This window comes from Aeromicrobium sp. JP4 (assembly GCF_054957925.1).
In genome coordinates, this window is record NZ_CM143290.1 from 84,894 (window position 1) to 104,563 (window position 19,670).

Sequence of the window (19,670 nt, forward strand, 5' to 3'; positions counted from 1 at the left end):
TCCTTCTTCTAGGTGTGGGTGAACATTCGGATCAGGGACGGGGCGACGAGCAGGGCCATGAAGATGACGCCGAGCAGGCTGCCGGGAATGGTCATGCGTTCGCCGATGGCGTTGGCCTCGGCGATCTCGTCGCCGAGCATCGCGGTGCGCATCGCGGCGGACCGGGCGCGCAGGCTCGCATAGACGCTGGTGCCCTCCTCGCCGGACAGGCGCATGATGTCGGCGAAGTCATCCAGTTCGGGTAGGCCGAGTTCGTCGGCCAGCGCGTGCAGGGCATCCCACGGCGGCTGCCCCGACCACCGGGACCGGGAGAGTTCCTCAGCGAGCCGGCGAAACACCCACGAGTCGCCGACCTGGGCGGCAGCTTCCATGGCCTGGCGGGCGCCGGCTCCGTTGTGGCGTTCGAGGGCGACCAGGTCGATATAGGCGCCGAGCGCCCGGCTGAACTCCACGCGGGCCTTGGCCGCGTCGTCGATGGCGTTGTAGTTCGGGATGAAGAACATTACCCCCGCGAGCACCAGCGACGCGACGGCGGGGATCGCGACCGGCAGCCCGATCCCAAGCAGCCCGAAGAACACCGTCAGCAGCGGCGGGATGACGAGGCCTAGGCCGGCAAAGGCGAGCTTGTCGCCGTAGAAGGTGGCGACGGGGATTCGCAACAACGCCAGTTCCCGCACCGGGGTCCGTACCCACAACGAGGAAGGGAGGTGTTTGATCGCCCACACCCCGACCCGCTCCTTTCCCCAGCCGGGGGCCACCGTCGTGGACGTGGTCGCCGGTCGACGGTGGGGAGAGAGCCGGTCGAGCGCGTCGGCCAGGTCCGGTTCGGCGGGCAGGAACCGGAACACCAGCAGCACCAGCCCGAGACTGACCAGGGCGCCCGAAACGACCATCAGCTGCAGGCCGGTGCTCATGACGTCGCCCCGGTCCCGGTGGTGAGGAACCGGGGAGTCGGTCGGCCGGTGGCCATCCGTTTCATCCACACCAGCGCGGCGATGTAGGCGGCGAGCAGCACCACCAAGATCACCTGCCCGACCGGCGTCCGGTACGGATCCACATACGTGCCTGACACGGCGAGGATCACCAGCACGGTGACGCTGATCAGGGTGACCCAGCGGGCGGTGGCGCGGGGTTTCGCGCGGTCGGCTTCGACCTGCCGCCGCGCCCGCACGTCCGCCGCGACCGACTCGGCCAGACCCTCCAGCACCGACGCGAGGCCGGCGCCGCGGCGGCGAGCGGCGAGGATCAGGTTCGCGGCGACCAGGTCGCCGGTGGCGTCGCCGAGCTCGTCGGCGAACGCCCGCAACGCGTCCTCGGTCTTCCACCGGGCCCGCAGCCGGGCCACCAGCCGGGTCACCTCCAGCTCGATCGGCGCCGGGACCGAGCGCAGCGACGTCACCAACGCCTGCTCGAGCCCCACCCCGACGGTCAGCACGCCGGCCAAGGTGCGGGTCCATTCCTCCATCGCCTCGAGCCGCACGATCCGCCGCGACGCCTCCGACGACGACAACAGGGCAGGCAGGCCGACGAAAGCGACGGGTACCAGCACCAGCGCGAGTACCCACCCGGTGATCGCGAACGCCAACACGCCCGCCCCTGCCCCGACGCCGAGTAGTCGTCGAGCGCGGGGCGTCAACCTGCGGGTCCGCCGCTGACGGGGCGGCCGTTCCACGACCTCGGTCGGGCGCAGGCCAGCGACCATGCCGAGGAGTCCGGCGACGATCAGCGCCCCGGCCAGGGCCGCGACGGCGATCATGGCCGCTCCTGCTGCTGGGTCAGGTAGCCGGCTAGGTCGAACCCGTCGACGGCGAGCTCACGGAACCGGTCCGGTAACACCGACGGGACCGCCACCTGGTCCGGTCCGGGTTTGAAGACGTGGGTGGTGGCGTAGCCGGTCTGGTGTTCGCCCGGTTCGACCGCGACGATCTCGGCCACCCGCCGACGACGTCGAGGTCTCCCGTCGACGGTCTCGGTGCGCAGGTCCAGATGCACGATCAAGTCGACCGTCTCGGAGAGCTTGCTGGTCACTGCCGCATGTCCGACCTCCGGACCGGATTCCATCGAGCAGGTGACGAGCTTGCGGATCGCGGCGATCGCATCGGAGGCGTGGGTGGTGGACACCGAACCGGTGCTGGACTCCATCGCCTTGATCATCGTCCAGGCCTCCTTGCCACGAACCTCGCCGACGATCTGCCGTGACAGGTTGAACCGGAACGAGTCCTCCAACGCTTGCGACAGCGTGTATTCGCCGGCCCGCAGCCCGTCTGGGCCGCGTTCGCCGGTGCCGGGGCGGGCTTCCCACGCGTGCACGATCCGGTGCTGCTCGGGCAGTTCGTGCAGGTGCAGCTCGTACTCGCTCTCGAATGTGCCGATCGCCTCGAATGGATCGAACTCGGCACACAACGCCCGCAGCAGGGTGGTCTTGCCGGCGCCCTGGCATCCCGAGACGACGATGGACTTGCGGGCCCGAATCGCGGCGCGAAGGAACGACGCCACCAGCGGTGTCATCAGGTCGCGGTCGACCAGGTCCTCCAGGGTGACCTGCATGAGCCGGTGCCGCCGGATGACCACCGACGGCCGCGGCGTCACCCAACAGGTGGCTGCCAACCGCGAGCCGCCATCCAACCTCAGGTGCAGGACCGGGTCGGCCTCGGAGAACGAGCGGGCGTTGACCTCGCTGCGCGAGCCCAGGAAAACGAGGAAGGCGATTAGCTCCTCATCCGACTCCGCCACCGCCGGCCCGTCCACGAGCGTCCCGTCGATGAGTTCGAGCAGGACCTGGTCGTGGCCGGTGATGATGATGTTCTCCACCCGGTCGTCATCGACCAAGGGCTGAAGCCGGCCGAGCCGAAACAGCGAGTCGAACACCGCCCGCGCTGTCGCGCCCTGCTCAGCCGGTGTGTAGGCGGCAGCGCCGGCGTTGACGCGGTCGGCCATCGTCGACTCGATCAGATCCAGCACGATTGCCCGCCCCAGCTCCTGCTGGCCCGCCGGGGTCATGCGTGCCCGGTCGGCGGCGACCGCCTCACTCAGTTGGTTCGACGCCTGCGCCCGCAACGCCGCGACCAGCGCCCAATCCACCGGCACGCGCGCGTGGTCGGTGGCGGTTCTGTCGTCCAGAGGCGGCACCCGGTGCAGATGTCGGAGCGGGACTTCATCAGTCTGGGGGAGCGGTTGGGCGAACAGCGGTAGCCCGGACAGTTCGTTCGCGTATTCGTCGGGGTCGCTCGTCATCGCCCTGCTCCTTCAGCCAGCTCGAGGCGCTGCGTCCGGAGCGCGCCACGGATCGCGGCGACCGCCGCATGCAGACTCCGCGTCAACGGGCCCGTCTCGAACCGAGGCGACGGGGCGGCGCCTCGGGACAGGACCGCCGCAGATTCGGCGTCGTCGGCCAACGACGCCAAGACCGGGAGCTTGACCGCTGCGGTGACCTCACGGGCTCGATACGGCTCTCCCTCACCAATCAGCAGGAGCCGTGGATCCCGCCACGTCACCAGATTGCGTTCGATGGCGTCGGCCCATGATCGGAGTGCCGACAACGACGGCAGGCTCGACCCGGTCACCAGTAAGGTCAGGTCGGAGCCGTCGAGGACCGGCGTGGCCGACCCGGCCAACCCGAGCCGTCCGACGTCGACGATCACGTCCTGACCCATCGACTCCAACCCCGCCCAGACCGACATCAACGGTTCCCACACATCCCGCAACGCCGGGGCTTGCGTGTGGGAGCGGGCGCCGGCGATGAACGCCACCTGCGTGTCGTCGATCGGGACGGCGACCTCGGCCACCGCACCGGCCAGGTCGCCGGCAGTGAGGGCGAGCTCGATCAGCCCGGCCGTGTACTCGCGGGTGCCGCGGAAGTAGCCGGCAAGCAGCCCGGACCCGCCGGTCGGATCCGCTTCCACCAACAGCACTGGACGCGGCCAGACCAACGCCAGACCGAGCGCTGTGGTCGAGACGCCCGGGGATCCTGACGCGGACGCGAGCGCGATGACAGCCATCTCACCGCTCCCGTGAATCGAGCACAATGGCCACGTTCCCCGTCGCCGCACGCGCCGCCAGCATCGCGGCCTCGCCAGCGGGAACTTGCACGTCGACCACCAGTTGCCCGGTGCCGTCGGAGTAGTGGGTGGCGACGACCTCGGCGTTGCTGACTGGCGGCGTCCCGGTCGGGGCGGCGTCACCCGCGGCAGGGGTGACAACAACACGGACCTGGTCGCCGACCAGCAGCGGTTCCGACGGCGCTTGCGCTGCCGTGACCGCCACCCCGACCACTGACGTCCCCGACGCCGGCACCTGGACTGCCGTGGTTGCCGATCGGGTCACGATCCCCCCGGTAGCGATGTCGAGCGCCGCCCGCTGACCCACGATCGAGTCCATGGCCGATGCCGGGACCGGATCCATCGCGGGGTCGGTGCCGACCTGCACCCGCTTCAGGTGGTCGGCCTCGATCACCGTCCCGCGACCGATGTCGGACGTGGCGACCAGGACCGCGGTTGTGTCCGTGGACGCCGACCACGCCCACCCGGCACCGATAGCGCCAGCGACCACCAGTGCGGCCGCAGCGGCGGTCAACGCGGGCCGCCGTCGCAGCTTCGGTGGCGGCGCCAGCGGGCGCGGGGGACTGGCCTCGGTCGTGCTGTTGACGGTGGTACTCATCGTTTCTGCCTTCACCCTGAGGCTCGCTACTGCACGAGCACCTGCAATTCGCCGACGGCCACCTGGACCGACCGCTGCAGACCGTTCAGGCGGATCGTCCCGCTCTGCCCGGCCCCCTGCCAGGACACGACCCACGACGACGTCGCGGTGACCGTGTACTTGTCGCCGGGCTGTCCGGCGCTCTCGCTTTTGTAGACATGCCCACAGTTGGGCGACGGGCGCCGGCCGTAGGCGGGCTTGTAGGGGGTGCCCTTGTTCCGGCACGTCACCTTCGTGCCATCACCCATGTCCCAACGGACGCTCTCCACCCGCGCGGTCGCGGTGATCGTGATCCCACCCGCCGACGCCGAAGCGGTCACCGGACCCCACGTCTGTTCGCCCGCATCGGCGACCCACATCCACACCGGCATTCCCACCAGACCGATCCGATCCGGACCCGGCTCAGGCACGATCCCGATGTCAACCGCCCGCAGACGCATCCGGTCCACCGCGATCTGCGCGACCTCACGCGGCGTCGGACCCGCGCCCGAGTTCGGCGGAGGCGTCGCCGCCCACAACTGGATCTGCAGATCCGTCTGAGGCTGCCAACACTCGTAAACGTTCCCGTCGCCGGGCTCATGCCCCTGCCACGCCGGATCGTCTGGGCCCGGTTGTGGGTCTGCCAGACGGACGTAGCAGTTCCACGCGTTCGACCAATAGCCGAAGTCGGTGCTGCACGGAACGGGCCCTGGCGGCGGCTTCGGGATCCCGTTCTTTGTCCCGTCCCAATAGCAGCTTGTCCCGGAACCCGTGTCTTTCGGAGCATCGTCCTTCGGCTGACCGGGATCGTTCTCAGGGACATCGACCCAGATGAGACATTCGCCTGTCGATGGATCAACGCGCGAGCATGTCGTGCCAGCTGTTGCCGGTACTGCGGCAGCGAACAGGGCAGCGATCGGGAACGAGATGAGGGTTAGCCGGCTCAGGCCGCGGGCGAGCATGGCGTCTTCTCGAGGTCTTCGCCACCGGCGACGCGCCACGCACCGTCGGGGTCCTTCGACCAGTCGTAGTTCGCGACGAAGTGCCGTGTCCAGCCCGTGTCCGGGCGGTCCGCCACGACGACGGACTTGCCGCCCTTGTCGACCACATCGACTCCGCTTACGTCCCAGCAGACGGAGACCACGACCGTCGGAGCCTTGCCGGCCTGCGGATCGCTGTTGTCGAGATTCACCGATTCTATCGTCAGGTCGGCGATCTTGGTATCGCCGATCTGCCGTCTGCCTTCGCGTCGTTCCTTGCGAACCAGGTGCTGAAGTGACGTCAACTCGGTGCTGATTGCGATGGTCTTGAGCTGACCGATCGGAACGCTCGAGTCCTGACGGATGTGACTCAGCGTGGCGTAGTACTCGCGGATCTTCGCCTCGGCGTTCGTCGTCGCGAGCTGAGACTCTGTCGGCGGTGTGGTGGCCGTCGTTGCGGTCGTGGGTGCCGAGGTCGAGGCACTTGCCTTCGGCTCGGTGTCATCGTCGGAGCATGCTGCGAGCGCGACGAGCAGTAGTGCTGCGGTCGCGAGTGTGCGTGCTCCTCGTGTGATCGTCATGGCCCCCGATACCTGCCTTCCTCCACGGGCTGTTCGTGAAGGACGCAGACGACGCGCTCGCTGGCGACCAGCGTGAGCACCGTCACTTCCTATTGAGACACCGCCTGACGACGATGCGCAACTGTCATTCACCGTTCACCCACCCCTTTCGAATCGATGTCCTACGTCCTAGGTGTGCGGCCGTTGCCGTAAACACCCCCCCGCTCCCCAGATGCCGGGAGGGGTGTTTGGAGGGTCACACGTCTGGCAATCGAGGCGGGCTCAGTGGGCCTGCCCTGTGGATAACTCGGCCCCAAATACACCTTCTGGACACCTTCGGGGCGTGGAGGTGGGCGCGAGGTGACGGTGTCGATGCGGGTCATGTCGGCTGGGGACGGCTACAAGTACCTGCTCAGGAGCGTGGTCGTCGGTGACGGCGACCGGGTGTTGTCGACCCCTATGACTCGCTACTACACCGAGGCCGGCACACCACCAGGACGTTGGCTGGGATCCGGACTGCACGGGATGGGGGACGGGACCCTCAAGAGCGGTGATGTGGTGACGGAGCAGCAGGTGGCGCTGCTGCTGGGCGCAGGTCGCGACCCGGTGACCGGCGCGCAGCTCGGCCGTCCCTACCGGCAGTTCGCGTCTGTCGCGAATCGGATTGACGACCGAGTCACCGCGCTCCAGGCCAGCCTGACCGAGGCGCAGCGCGTCGAAGCGATCGCGGAGATCACCACCGAGGAGCAGGCGGCCGGGCAGCGGCGGGCGGTCGCAGGCTTTGACTTGACGTTCAGCGTCCCGAAGTCGCTGTCGGTGTTGTGGGGCGTCGCGGACGCGGGGACGCAGGCGTTGATCGTGGAGGCCCATCACGAATCCGTGCGCGAGACCCTCGAGCTGGTGGAGCGGGAGGTCGCTGCGACTCGAGCGGGATCCAACGGCGGCGACGGGGCCGTGGCGCAGATGGACATCGTCGGGTTGATCGCGGTCGCCTTCGACCATTGGGACTCCCGGGTCGGGGACCCGCAACTGCACACCCATCTGGTGGTGTCGAACAAGGTCCAGACCGCCGGCGACGGCCGCTGGCGCAGCCTGGACAGCCGCGCCCTCCATCGGTCGGTGGTGGCGATCTCGGAGCACTACAACGCGGTCCTGGCCGACCGGATCACCCGCATGCTCGGAATCAGTTGGGAGACCCGGCCGCGGGGCCGTGACCGCAACCCGTCGTGGGAACTCGCGGGCGTTCCCGAGGCGATGGTGCGCGAGTTCTCCGGCCGCGCCCGGATGATCGAGGACGAGAAGGACCGACTCGTCGACGACTACATCGCCCGGCATGGGCGGCCCCCGTCACGCACCACGGTGATCCGGCTGCGGGCCCAGGCGACCCTCGCGACCCGGCCGGCGAAGCACATCGAGTCACTCGCAGACCTCACCACCCGGTGGCGCGAGCGCGCTGGCCGGATTCTCGGTGCGGAACCGTCTGGCTGGGTTCGACGCCTCACCTCGGCTCGAGGGCCGACGCGGATGCTGCGTGCGGACGACGTCTCCCTCGACCTCGTCGGACGAGTCGGAGAGTCAGTGGTCGCCGCTGTCAGTGAGAAGCGTTCGACGTGGCGGCATTGGAACCTGTGGGCCGAGGCCTCACGTCAGACGATGGGCTGGCGGTTCGCTTCCGCCCAGGACCGTGAGGTCGTGGTTGGCGCGATCGTCGGTGCGGCCGCGCAGGCCTCGCTCGCGGTGACGCCGCCGGAGCTCGCGACCAGCCCGGCCGTGTTCCGGCGCCCCGATGGCAGTTCCCGGTTCCGTCCCCAGCACGGCGTGGTGTTCACCTCAGAGGACCTGCTTGCTGCCGAAGAACGGCTCTTGGCGAGGGCGTCCGATTCGACCGGACCCACCGCCAGCTCTGCCGCCCTGGCGCGGGTCTCGCGTCGCAAGCTCGTCGGGGCCTCGGTGAGTCAGGAGCAGGTCGCGGCCCTGTTCCGGGTGGTCGGGTCGGGACGGCGGGTGGATGTGCTGATCGGTCCGGCTGGGGCAGGCAAGACGACCGCAATGCACGCCCTGCTGCTGACCTGGCAATGGGACCACGGGGCCGGGAGTGTGGTCGGGCTGGCTCCCAGCGCTGCCGCCGCACAGGTGCTGGGCGACGATCTCGGGATCACTTGTGAGAACACGGCGAAGTGGCTCCACGAACACGACTGCGGCCGCGCCACCTTCGAGCCCGGCCAGCTGGTGATCATCGACGAGGCCACGCTCGCCGGCACGCTGACCCTCGACCGGATCACCGGCCTCGCCGAAACCGCAGACGCGAAGGTACTGCTCGTCGGCGACTGGGCTCAACTGCAGTCCGTCGACGCAGGCGGCGCCTTCGGACTCCTCGCCGACGCACGCGACGACACCCCGGAACTCACCGAAGTGCACCGATTCACCCACGACTGGGAGAAGGCTGCCAGCCTCAAGCTCAGGGCCGGCGCCGCTGAGGTCATCAGCACCTACTTTCGGCATGAGCGAATCCGTGAAGGCACCACCGCAGACATGCTCGATGTCGCCTATGCGGCGTGGGAGAACGATGTCAGGGCCGGCAAGGCGAGTGTCCTCATCACCGACGCCAGCCACGCTGTCATCGAACTCAACGCGCGGGCGAGAGCCGAACGAATTCTCACCGGCGCGACCGCGGCAGGCGCTGAGGTCCGCCTGACCACCGGCACCCATGCCTCCGTCGGAGACTTGGTCATCACTCGCCGCAACGACCGACGAATCCCAACAGCCCGCGGTGGGTGGGTGCGCAACGGCGACCGGTGGCAGGTCACCGCCGTCGGCGCGGACGGCTCAGCCGAGGTCGCGCGAATCGGTGGCGAGAGCGGCGATCCCGTCTTGCTGCCAGCGGCGTATGTGGCCGAGCACGTCGAACTCGGCTATGCCGTCACCGCCCACCGTGCTCAAGGCATCACCGTCGACACCGCCCACGTCGTGGTGAACTCTTCGACCACTCGCGAGAACCTCTACGTCGCGATGACCCGTGGCCGGGACGCGAACACCGCATACGTCGCACTCGATCAACTCGACGACACCCACGCCGCCCCCGACATCGACGACATCACCGCCCGCAGCGTGCTCCACGGCGTCCTCCAACACTGCGGCGCCGAACTCTCAGCGCACCAAATGATCGAAGCCGAGCAAGACCACTGGGGTTCGATCGCGCAACTCGCAGCCGAGTACGAGACCATCGCCGCCGTCGCCCAACACGGCCGATGGGTCGCCCTGATCAATCACAGCGGCCTGACATCCAACCAGGCCGAGGCAGTCATCGAATCGGACTCCTTCGGACCCTTAACCGCCGAACTCCGCCGCGCCGAAGCACACCAGCTCCACCCGGAATCGCTGCTCTCAAGAGTCGTGAATCGCCGGTCGCTCGCCGACGCCGATGACATCGGTGCCGTCTTGGTCAGCCGACTCCGCCACGCCACGCGAAGCTCATCGAGACGAAACCGTCGGGAACCGGACCTGATCGCCGGGATCGTCCCTCCCGCTGCGGGCGCCCTGCCCGAGGAGATGGCGACCGCGCTGCAGCAGCGGCGACAACTCATCGAGTCTCGCGCCACGGCGCTCGCGCAACGCGCTCTTGCACAGCACGAACCATGGCTTCGCAAGCTCGGCCGACCGCCGACACGACCTGAGCGCCTGAGCCGTTGGCTCACCGAAGCAGCCACGGTCGCCGCCTACCGCGACCGCTACCAGATCACCGGTACCGCCGTCCTCGGGCACCCGAGCACGGACAGCCAACGACTCGACGCGGCTTGCGCCGCCCGCGCCATCGGCAGGGCCGCAAAGATCTCCGCCGTTGCCGACCGCGACCGCGGCGGGGAGCCGCGCCAGGTCAGCTTGCACAGCATCGCTGATTAGCCACAGGTACCGGTTCGCCCCGAATTGTCCACAGCGCCATGCCGGCTTCGTGACTTCGAACCGGCGGCCCCGTATGGGTGAACAGACCCAAGGGAGAAACCCATGATTTACCTCTACTGGCGACTCGCATTCGCCGTACACCGATGGCTTCAGAGCACCATGCCCACGAACCGTCTCGCCGCAGCAACCCGTCGCAGGAGCGGACCGACTTGGCTGCCGCCCGTGACCTTGCTGGCAGGTTCCGGCTACTTCGGCGCGGCGTGGCTCTGCGCCGCCAACGTCCGAAGCGGCGAATCCGAGTCGGTGAACCTTCTGGTGCTCCTGTGCTTCTGGAACGGCATGAAACTCACCTCAAGCGGGCTCGCGGGCCTTCTCCAGCTTGCCAGGAACCGGATGGTCCGAGTGGCTACGGCCACCTGATCATGCAGCACCCCCAACTCGGGGGAACGCCTCCGAGGCACCACCAGTATCGAGTAGGTGCTCCGGGGAACTCCCCGCCGCCAAGGCTCAAGACACTGGCCAGCACGATGTCGAGTAACTCCCCTTGCTCAGCGGGGGTCAGCGGCCGGCGGAGTGAGGAGCGACGGTTGTCACCGATCTAAGCCTTTGGACTCAAGGAGCCAGAACAGCACGAGGGGCGGCACTTCTCGCTATGTTGCGGAAGTGACAATTCCCGAACGGTCAATTCGCGAGCAGTCAGGGACCACTGGTTCGATCTCTGGGTCCTTAGCGCTCGCCGCGATCGCTCGAATACGAACGAACGTGAAGGCAGGGCTCTTTCCGACGACGGGAGGGCGGGTGCCGCTGATGGCGCGCGAAGACGTCGAGCTGCTATTTCGAGCCAACCAAGGGTGGTTCGGCAAGTTCCGACCTCGTCTTCCCGATCGGAACAAGCCTGCCAAGACTCTCGGTGAATGGTACGTCGCAGCGTTTGAGCAGGCGCTCTACCATCGTCCGCCCGCGCTGGGGCCCGCGGACATTTTGGCCACGGACGGAGTCATGCTCACCTACCGTCGGACGCGAGTCGATTGGACACGAATCCATGCTTACGCGACATCCCGCGATGCTTCCGTGCGACCCCTTGGTGAGCACTACTGGCACGCCGCCGCACGGAGCCCGACGTCGATCCGAGCATTTCTCGGCGATCGCTACCACAACTGGTAGCACCTCTCTTGAACGTTGGTCGATCGCGCAAGCCCGGGGGTGATGATGGAGTAGCTGCCAGTGTTCGACCTGACCCGGTAAGGAAAGACAAGGGTCGTCGATTCTCGGGCGCAGCTCGACACTGTGGTGGCGCCTGCTGTCGATACAACGGTCCCCTCGAAAGACATCTACTTCGGGCTGCTTAAGGCCATAGGCTGTTGCCTGTGGATTCCTCGCTATTGGCCCTCGCGAATGCAATTGCGGACCTTGGCCCGGATCTGAGCGACGAATGCCTCGTCGTCGATGTCGGCCCCGACGCGACGATGACCGTGCGCGTTTATGGGAGTGCTTTGGAGACTACGTTCCATCACGCGAGCATGCAGTCTGGAGAGAAGATCGTCACGGTCGACTCGCTGGACGAACCCGACCGCGGGACCGCCGTGAAAGTGGCCGCACTCTCGATCCGCTACGCCGTTGAGGACGGGCGAGAAGCTGGCGCCGATCGGGACGACCTGTAACTGGGAACCGTCCGTTCTCCGTCCTGAGATGTCTGAGCGCCTAGGTAGCCCCTGAACCTGCGGAAGCGCGGGTTCAGGGGTGCTTCTTCTCGCGAGGTTGGTAGTCGCGGTTGGTTTCGATGGTGAGTTCGCGGAGGGGTCTGCGGTGGTGACGACTCTGACGGGGAAGTCCTGGATGAGCAGGTTGCCGTGGGTTTGGGCATGGGCTCGGGGGATGCCGATGTGGTGGGAGTCGGCCGCTGGGTAGCCGCCTCGCCTTGCGGAGGCTTGGCACCGGCGATCTGTCGTGACCCGTCTCGGCGCCGCAGGTCCGGAAACGTAGGTACGGAGCGAAAGCACGAGACGGAGTGATAGCGAGTAGTGTTCTAGCGCCGACCGGGGCTTGCTTCTCTCGAAATGTCACGCCCGGATGCGGTTGAAAAGGTCATGATGGGACGAGCAGACGGATCGCGGAGGAGCATGTGATGGCCGGAAATCAGAATCGTCGGGACGTTTCGGGTAACCGGAAGGACGGTTACCGGGTGACTGGAGACGGTAAGACGACTGCGGAGACTCGCACTCAACGTGAGGCTGAGGCTGAGGCCAAGTCGCAGGTTCGTGCCGCTGGCGGAGGACAGGTCTACATTCATGGGACGAACGGTCGCATACGCGACGCGGACACTGTGAAGCCCGGAAACGAGTCACCCACGAAGGACAAAAAGCACTAGTAGCGGCAGGGTGATCTGAGCGGTATCGAACGGGTCCTGTTCCTCTTGGAATTGTAGACAGGATGAGGATTTCCCGGGCAGTTCCAGGAAGAGCCCTCTGGTTCAAGTCGCCCTCGGACACGCACGAACATCCCTTCAAACGGGGGGGGGTCGCTCGTGCCCGAGTCGAACATGAGGCAAATGTGCACCCCTCGGGCGCACCGGCGTTTCGACCACGGGTTTGGTGCTCGTGCCTCAGCCGTGGGCGATCGTCCAACCGGACTCGTTCGGTTCTGAGGCACTGGAAAGCCTTGTCACTTGACGTACTTGCGGAGCGCTAGAGCGCCAGTAGCGATTGGTATGGCAATCAGCAGGCGCATCAGAGTGTCCCAAGGCTCGGAGAAAGTCGCGTGAGCCGACGGTACCGTCAATTTGAGAACGTGAAGGGGTGTAACGGCCCAGTCAACGAAGGTCCGTCCCCACGTGCTCCAACCGTGCACGACGTCAACTTCATGCTCGCGGAGGGAGATCACAGTAGCGACGGTGACGACTATTGCTGCGGACAAGAACGCAGGGATGGCTCGCTCGCCGTAGCCAATCAGTCGATATGCGGAGAGGACAGTTCTCTCAATGGCGCTCCGGGTGACCAGCCGGCGCATTTGATACTTCGCGCTCGCGAGCTTCGTAGAGACGGAAGCGGCGCCTCCACGCGTCTCAGCGAGCCGGTGCAGCGCCCGAACGTACTGTTCCCTGATCCGGTCATCGTGGATCTCGCTGCTGTTAGAACGCCATCTGAACCGATCTCGGAGCACCATGCCGGGGAGGTTGCGCGGGATGGATGGTGAGGCAAAGTCCGCATTCTGCTCCAGGGTGTTGAGAACTTGAATGCCCGAAAGGCTGACATCTACTTCGAAGTTGGCGATCGCGAGACCTTTGAGTTGTGTGTTGTCAGCTTGGATGTCACGGATTCGCAGGCGTTCGCTCGGGTCGGCGGGAACTATGACCCCGGAAAGGCTTGCGCCCGCAGCGGCCGACAACGTCAACTCGCCTTTCACATCCATAGCCAGCGCGTTCGGTTTGAGCCCCAATGAGATGGGCCCAGCGAATGTGACGTCACTGCAAACGCCGTGAACCGTTAGAGCCCCGTCTCCCCTGAGGATCGAGTGGGTGATTCGATCGAGGATTTCCAATTCTGCGTCCTTGGCGAGCGCAATGTCGCTCTCAGTAGTTCGTCCTACGCGAGCGCGGCTCGAGGGTAGAAGAACAAAGCTCGGTGAGTGTGGCGTCGCGCCTGAGTCGAGGGAGCCGACACGGCAGTCTCGAGTGATTAGAACGATCTCACTGCCGGGACGAGATTGCAGCTTTCCAACATCCGCCTTTTCGAAATCTACTGTGCACTTGCGCGCGGTGATGACCACACCTACCGGCCGTCGTCCTACTACGCGGAGACTCGACTGGTGGAGATCAACAAGCTTAAGTTCCGCCGTCTTAGCGAGTTGGCGGTCTGGGCGTACCAAAGTCACGCTGCAATTCTTGACGCGCAGCGATCCACACGAGTTGTCCACGAGCCTCAGTCGCGAACGACGTTGATCCTTACCAGTAACGCCCACAAAGAGTGACCCGCGCAGCGATTCCAGTGCGAACTGTCCCGAGGCTCCCTTCCCCACGTTGAATGACACTCGAGTGGCTGTATCAGGGAGCTTGATCTTCAAGGTGGGGGCGCCGGGGCCATCGTCAAGCGCGACGGCGGAACCAACCTCAACCTTCATCGCGGAGAAGCTTCTCTGGCTGAGGTCAATCTCCTCGTCACTGTTAAGGCGGGAGACAAACATCTCGAGGAGGTCGTCGGCGACACTCCAGGTGATCCGTTCCGCTGACGTCGCCGCATTCGTTCCGGAGCCGGACCGGTCGCGAAGAGTCACGCTGGAAGAGTATCGATCCCTAGCCCGCGCCGGCGTACAACGGCCCGACTCGCTTCAGCAAGCGCGCTCGCCGCTGACTGTCGGGGGCAGACGAGATGGCTTCGAGTTTTCCCGCCCCGGTGACTGCTTTACCGCGCCTGGGCCCAAGGCGACGACCCTCGTGCCGGTTGATTCGTCCGCGGGCGTCGGCTCGCACGCCAAAAGTCGCCGTCGTCTGATATCCGGCTTCTGCGAACGTGGTAGGACCTCGCGGGTGCGGTCAGCCAAGGCTGGTGAGGTTCAGGCGAAGGAGGGCGTTGGTCATTCCGGCAGCGACTCGAGTAGGACCTCAGGTGCGCCGGACACGCTGTAGAACTGAAGCTTGGTGCACCCCTGAGGGGACACTTCGGGTGCAACGGGACGGAACCGGAGAAGACGACTACTGCAAGTGCAGGGGGATCGGAATTCCACAGGCCAGCGAGTGTCCACTCCTGTTCAAGTCTCCTCGGGCACCGACGAGAACGTCTCTATTCGGAGGTCTTTCGATTCTCCAGCGGCGGATCACAGGGCAACCGTGCACCCAGGGGCCACACGCGTCTCGAAAACGGCATCTTCATCCCGATCAGAAAACATCCTCGATCGCTGGAGCGACCTCTCGAACGAGATTCGGTAGCCACACACCGCCGAAGAGTTGGGGCTCGAGAACATGAAGCGACACCCCGGGTGGCATCGTCTACCACCCTGCCCGATTGCCGAACGTTGGCGATCAAGCGCCATCCGTCCAGCCGCGAGACTCGGCTCGTCGCCGTGCGAGTTCGGCGAGTCGATCTGATGCGGCTTGCTGGTATCGCATCGCGGCCTGGCTCGTGGAGTGGCCACCGAGAGCCATCAACTCCGCGAGTGTTGCACCGTGGCGTGCGGCGTCGGTGAGTGCGCCGTGACGAAGGTCGTGGAACCGAAGGTCCGGACGGCCCGCCGCGCGGCGGGCTTCGTACCAGCCCCATCCCTTGGAGTCCGGCTTCCCGCGCCGCGGCTTCGAGACCTTGCCGTAGAACGCGCTGGGGGAGAGGTGGCCACCATTGGCTCCAGGGAACATGAGTCCTTGGATTCCGGGTGCGGCGTGGGTCTTCCTGTGTTCTGTGACGACGTCGAGTATGTCCGGTGGAATGGGGACGTCTCGGATTCCGGCGTCGCTCTTCGGTTCCTTGGCGATGACGCCAGCGGAGCGTGAACGTACGACGCCGCGCCGCACATGGATCACGGCGTTCTTCACGTCGACGTCTGAACGACGCAACTCGGCAAGCTCACCGAAGCGGAGTGCGCAACCGTCGGCGAGCATCACCATGAGCTGATGCTTCTCTGGCATGTTCGAGATGATGATCGCGATCTCCTCGGCCGTCGCCGGGCGGATTCGCCGCTTCGCGCCAGCGGATCCGCCGCCTGAGATCCCGCAGGGATTGAACGGGATCAGCGGCCTTCCGCTGTTCTTGGTCGGATCAGCCGCGGTACGCATGATCGCGCGTAGCAGCGAGTACGCGTGCGCTTGATAGGTCGGTCGATCTGGAACCGCGGTGTCGTACCAGTCGGCCACCATCTCGGGAGTGATATCTCGCAGGGCTTGGTTGGCGAAGGTCGGGAGGATCACCCGATCGAGAAGATCCTGATAGTGATCACGGGTGCGGTCCGCGAGGGGCCGGCCCTTGACCTTGCGGTCGGCCAACCAGCGTGGCGCGTAGTCGCCTAGCGTCACCTGCGCCTCGGCATGCGCATCTCTTCTGGCCTTCGGAGACGACCATGTTCCAGCAGATATCGACCGGCTCTCATCGACAAGCCAGGCCTCGGCATCGCCGCGCGTCTGAAAGGTTCGCGGTGCGCTGTGGCGAAGCGGACCACCGCTCGTGCTGAGGCGCCCGTCAGGATCGGCGTATCGTGCTCGGTAGCGTCCACTCGGCAGCTTTTGAATCTGCCCGAATGATCGCTTCTCCCGGCGCGACGCCCGCGCTTTCGTGTCCAATACGTGTCCAATGATTGGTGTTTCGTGTCCAATAGTGGCTACTACTGGCCGCTCGGGGAGCGGTCACTATTCGCTGGAATTGCAGTATATAACGCGCTGGACGTAGACGGAAATGGACGTCTGAAATACTGGTTCGAACCCAGTATCGCCCACCCGAGAAGAGCCTTGGAATCGCAATGATTTCAGGGCTCTCGCTCTTTCAAGCGTAGTTCCCCTGACAGGGTGCACCACCCGCGTCCGCGCGCGTTCGTCGGAAGCGGGCCCCATCTCGCCGCGTCCTGACCCTCAGCGGCCCTTCGCAATCATCTCCGCAATGTGAGGACTTCGGGCCGAATCCTTGGAACCGTGCGAGGACGCCGCTCACCAGCCAGCGGCCTTTCAACGACGAGAGGACACGACCATGCGGTTGCGCCGCGGAGGATTGGACGGACCCACGTTCCAGATGCGCCAGAAGATGATGGCGATCGGGGACGACTTCTGGATCGAGGACGAAGATGGGAACAGGGCCTTCAAGGTCAATGGCAAGGCCGCTCGAATGCGTGAGACCTTCGTCCTTGAGGATCCGCGCGGCCAGGAGCTGTCAAAGATCCAGGAGAAGAAGCTCACCGTCCGCGACAAGATGGTCATCGAGCGCGGTACCACCAGGGCCACGGTGCACAAACGGCTCTTGGGCCTGCGCGACCACTACCTCATCGAAGTCGACGGCGGCGAGAGCCTCAAGGCTCACGGCAACGTCGTCGATCATGAGTACGAGATCGAACGCGACGGGGACACGGTGGCAACGGTGTCCAAGAAGTGGTTCAGGATCCGCGACTCCTACGGTGTTCAGCTGGCCGAAGGTCAGGACATCCCGCTGATCTTGGCGATCACGGTCTGCGTGGACGCGATGTCAGCGGGCTGACGAATGGCTCGCGCCCCACGTGGGTGTCACCTCGGTGCGCGACGCGGATCTTGAGCACGATCCGGCGGCCGTCAAATGCGGGACTTCTCCGTTCGCAGGCCCGGTCCTGATCAGCCGAACAGGCCGCGCTCCACGGTGCCGAGTCGCACCCGCTGGGGGTGGTCGCCGACGGGCAGGTAGGCGATCTCCTTCTTCGTGCGGACGTCCAGGACCGCGACGGAGTCGGAGTCCGACAGCGAGATCCAGCACGTGTCGTTCAGACCCTCGGTCGTCCAGTAGGGCTTGAGGTAGCTGTGCCCGGTGGTCGCCGTGTCGAAGAGCGTGGGTGCTCCGGTGGCACGGTCGACGAGGGCGGCGTAGTCGTCCATCGTGCCGGCCACGCAGAGCGTCGTCCCGTCCTTGTCGATGGACAGGCCGTGGTGCGCGGAGTCGTTGACGTACTCGGTGATGGGCATCTTGGGCACCCGGTTCGGCAGCGGGATGAGGCGCGTCACGGCACCCGTGCGGGGCTCGGCGACCTTGCCGGTGGAGTAGTCGGCCTTGCCGTTGATGTCAGCGGCCATCGTGTCGAACTCGACGTACCCGTGGAAGTAGGAGACCTGGAAGTAGACGAAGCGCTCGCCCGGGGCGATCGCCATCGGCCGGACGGCCGAGCTCATCTTCGGGTGGCCTGCCTCGGCCAGCTCCTTGCCCATGTCCCAGCGCTTGTCGATCCCGAAGTCGTCGTTGCGCACGATCTCGAACCACCGGTCTCCCTTGGTCCAGTCGCCGAGGGGCCCGTCGAGGGCCGTGTAGGCCGAGCCGATGGAGGCGTGGAAGATGCGCTGGCCGTCGGCACTGTAGTTGTTCTCGTGCGGGGTGTCGCCCGACTCGAACGTGCGCAGGCGGTCACCCATCTTGACGGTCCGGCCGTCCGGCAGCGTCTGGTCGACCATCGCGAACTCGATGACCTGGCGCTCCACGGAGTCGCTGACCAGCAGCCGCTTGCCGTCCGGGGAGAGGCCGGCGTGGTCGCTGCGGTAGCCGTCCATCGGCTGCTCGGCGACGATCGAGTCGCTGTCACCGGCGACCGCCTTGGCGATGTCGATCCACACGACGTCGGCGAAGCTCGGGCGGGACACGGCCAGGAACCGGCCGTCCTTCGTGCTGAACATGTCGTCGACGAACTGGTCGTGGCCCTGCCCGGGGCCGACGCGCACCGCCGTGAAGGTGATCAGGCGCAGGGGGTTGCGATTGATGTCGCGCAGCTCCTGGGCCTTGTCGGGGATCAGGTTGATGCCCGACCTGAGGATCTTCGGGTCGTGGGCGTCCACGATCGAGGCGGTCCCGGCCCAGTTGTTGCCCACGAACATCACGTCGCGGAGCGAGTCGGGGCTCGCCGCGGCGGCTCCCGTCGCCGCCGCGGACGGGATCAGGGCAGCCGCCGTGACGGCGGCGGCCAGGGTGGCGGCGATGCGGGCGGGGCGTGGGCTCTGGGGCATGGATGGATCATGCACCCGGTGTAACTCGCTGTGACACCCCTTGTCTCACCTTTTGGTGATCTGGGTCACACTCTCCTCGGGATTGGGCGGCCGGTCAGGCGAGGACGCCGATCACCAGCGCGATGATGCCCAGCAGCGGCAGCGTGCCCTGCTTGATGGCGGCGCCCCGCTTGGAGGGGTCGGATAGCAGCAGGACCAGCGCCGCGGCGGCCATCGAGCCGATTCCCGCGAGGACGAGCGCCACGCCGACGTCGTCCGAGTCGCTCGCGATGAACGTGATCCCGACGGCGGTGACGATGGCGAGGAAGAGGTTGTAGAAGCCCTGGTTGAATGCCAGCTGCTTCGTCGACTCGGCCTCCTCGAGGCTCATCCCGAACGTGGCGCGCGTGCCGGCGCTCGTCCAGGTGACCGACTCCATCACGAAGATGTACACGTGCAGCAGGGCTGCGAGGCCCGCGAGGATCACACCGGCGACGACCATGTCTCTTGGGTCCCTTTCGTGGACAGTCCTTCGAGGGTAGGTCCTCGCCCGAGTGGATCGCGTCAGGCGCCGATGAAGAGCTCGACGATGCGGTTGCCGCGCAGCGTGAAGCGGTAGGCGAGGTCGGCGACGCCGCCCGGGAAGTCGCCCTCGAGCCTGACGTGCGCCACTGCATGCGTGTCGTCGATGCGCTCGGCGCCGGTCAGCTCGGTCGTGTAGGTGAACTCGCTGCCCGCACGGGTCAGGAAGTCGCGGATCTCGTCGAGGCCGCGGAAGGTCTCGCCCTGGTCGGTGACCACGGCGTCGGGTCCGAAGTGGGCGAGCGCGGCGTCGGTGTCCTGCCTCGTGTGGGCGTCGAGGTAGTCGCGGATGGGAGCCGGCAGCTGGGCCGGGGAAATCGTCGTCGATGTCATGCGAACAGCCTCCGGCGT

17 protein-coding genes are annotated in these 19,670 nt (G+C 66.3%); 5 read left to right on the top strand and 12 right to left on the bottom strand.

Going from position 1 to position 19,670, the window contains the following annotated elements; all coding sequences use genetic code 11:
- Positions 1–8: 8 nt before the first annotated feature.
- The 7 genes from ACY1JX_RS00420 to ACY1JX_RS00450 are packed head-to-tail and all read right to left on the bottom strand — an operon-like array spanning position 9 to position 6,235.
- Positions 9–914, bottom strand: a complete 906-nt coding sequence (locus ACY1JX_RS00420; protein WP_462564819.1) for a type II secretion system F family protein — start codon at positions 912–914, stop codon at positions 9–11.
- Positions 911–1,756, bottom strand: coding sequence for a type II secretion system F family protein (locus ACY1JX_RS00425; RefSeq protein ID WP_462564820.1), 846 nt, complete (start codon positions 1,754–1,756; stop codon positions 911–913). Before ACY1JX_RS00425 ends, ACY1JX_RS00420 begins: the two co-directional genes overlap by 4 nt.
- Complete coding sequence (locus ACY1JX_RS00430; protein ID WP_462564821.1) at positions 1,753–3,234, bottom strand: CpaF family protein; 1,482 nt, start codon at positions 3,232–3,234, stop codon at positions 1,753–1,755. Before ACY1JX_RS00430 ends, ACY1JX_RS00425 begins: the two co-directional genes overlap by 4 nt.
- On the bottom strand, positions 3,231–3,998 hold the full coding sequence (locus tag ACY1JX_RS00435) for a hypothetical protein (RefSeq protein ID WP_462564822.1): 768 nt from the start codon (positions 3,996–3,998) through the stop codon (positions 3,231–3,233). The genes ACY1JX_RS00430 and ACY1JX_RS00435 overlap by 4 nt, the downstream gene beginning before the upstream one ends.
- Position 3,999: 1 nt before the next feature.
- Entirely contained in the window at positions 4,000–4,656 is a 657-nt protein-coding gene (locus ACY1JX_RS00440; RefSeq protein WP_462564823.1) for an SAF domain-containing protein, read from the bottom strand.
- Between the two features lie 26 nt (positions 4,657–4,682).
- Positions 4,683–5,636, bottom strand: a complete 954-nt coding sequence (locus tag ACY1JX_RS00445) for a hypothetical protein (RefSeq protein WP_462564824.1) — start codon at positions 5,634–5,636, stop codon at positions 4,683–4,685.
- Positions 5,618–6,235: a hypothetical protein gene (locus tag ACY1JX_RS00450; RefSeq protein WP_462564825.1), complete on the bottom strand. Its 618-nt coding sequence runs from the start codon at positions 6,233–6,235 to the stop codon at positions 5,618–5,620. The genes ACY1JX_RS00445 and ACY1JX_RS00450 overlap by 19 nt, the downstream gene beginning before the upstream one ends.
- 339 nt (positions 6,236–6,574) lie before the next feature.
- Between ACY1JX_RS00450 and mobF the strand changes: the two genes are divergently transcribed.
- From mobF to ACY1JX_RS00470, 4 genes are all read left to right on the top strand, one after another.
- Positions 6,575–10,114 carry a MobF family relaxase gene (gene mobF / locus ACY1JX_RS00455; RefSeq protein ID WP_462564826.1) on the top strand — a complete coding sequence of 1,180 codons (3,540 nt, stop codon included), beginning with the start codon at positions 6,575–6,577 and terminating at the stop codon, positions 10,112–10,114.
- A 222-nt stretch (positions 10,115–10,336) separates the two neighbouring features.
- The gene (locus ACY1JX_RS00460) at positions 10,337–10,534 is read left to right on the top strand and encodes a hypothetical protein (protein WP_462564827.1); all 198 of its coding nucleotides are present in this window, start codon (positions 10,337–10,339) and stop codon (positions 10,532–10,534) included.
- A 947-nt stretch (positions 10,535–11,481) separates the two neighbouring features.
- Positions 11,482–11,775 carry a hypothetical protein gene (locus ACY1JX_RS00465; protein ID WP_462564828.1) on the top strand — a complete coding sequence of 98 codons (294 nt, stop codon included), beginning with the start codon at positions 11,482–11,484 and terminating at the stop codon, positions 11,773–11,775.
- 464 nt (positions 11,776–12,239) lie between these two features.
- Positions 12,240–12,482, top strand: a complete 243-nt coding sequence (locus ACY1JX_RS00470; protein WP_462564829.1) for a DUF2188 domain-containing protein — start codon at positions 12,240–12,242, stop codon at positions 12,480–12,482.
- A 293-nt stretch (positions 12,483–12,775) separates the two neighbouring features.
- Here ACY1JX_RS00470 and ACY1JX_RS00475 read toward each other — a convergent pair whose 3' ends face one another.
- Positions 12,776–14,383: a hypothetical protein gene (locus ACY1JX_RS00475; RefSeq protein ID WP_462564830.1), complete on the bottom strand. Its 1,608-nt coding sequence runs from the start codon at positions 14,381–14,383 to the stop codon at positions 12,776–12,778.
- Between the two features lie 745 nt (positions 14,384–15,128).
- Positions 15,129–16,082: a tyrosine-type recombinase/integrase gene (locus ACY1JX_RS00480; RefSeq protein WP_462564831.1), complete on the bottom strand. Its 954-nt coding sequence runs from the start codon at positions 16,080–16,082 to the stop codon at positions 15,129–15,131.
- Between the two features lie 694 nt (positions 16,083–16,776).
- On the opposite strand from ACY1JX_RS00480, the gene ACY1JX_RS00485 reads away from it, so the two are divergent.
- Positions 16,777–17,277 carry an LURP-one-related/scramblase family protein gene (locus ACY1JX_RS00485; RefSeq protein ID WP_286928369.1) on the top strand — a complete coding sequence of 167 codons (501 nt, stop codon included), beginning with the start codon at positions 16,777–16,779 and terminating at the stop codon, positions 17,275–17,277.
- A 110-nt stretch (positions 17,278–17,387) separates the two neighbouring features.
- On the opposite strand, the gene ACY1JX_RS00490 is transcribed toward ACY1JX_RS00485, so the two are convergent.
- The 3 genes from ACY1JX_RS00490 to ACY1JX_RS00500 all read right to left on the bottom strand — a co-directional run bounded on the left by ACY1JX_RS00490 (position 17,388) and on the right by ACY1JX_RS00500 (position 19,652).
- Positions 17,388–18,758: a YncE family protein gene (locus tag ACY1JX_RS00490; RefSeq protein ID WP_462564832.1), complete on the bottom strand. Its 1,371-nt coding sequence runs from the start codon at positions 18,756–18,758 to the stop codon at positions 17,388–17,390.
- A gap of 94 nt (positions 18,759–18,852) precedes the next feature.
- The gene (locus tag ACY1JX_RS00495; protein ID WP_462564833.1) at positions 18,853–19,239 is read right to left on the bottom strand and encodes a DUF1304 domain-containing protein; all 387 of its coding nucleotides are present in this window, start codon (positions 19,237–19,239) and stop codon (positions 18,853–18,855) included.
- A gap of 62 nt (positions 19,240–19,301) precedes the next feature.
- Complete coding sequence (locus tag ACY1JX_RS00500; protein ID WP_462564834.1) at positions 19,302–19,652, bottom strand: nuclear transport factor 2 family protein; 351 nt, start codon at positions 19,650–19,652, stop codon at positions 19,302–19,304.
- Positions 19,653–19,670: the final 18 nt, after the last annotated feature.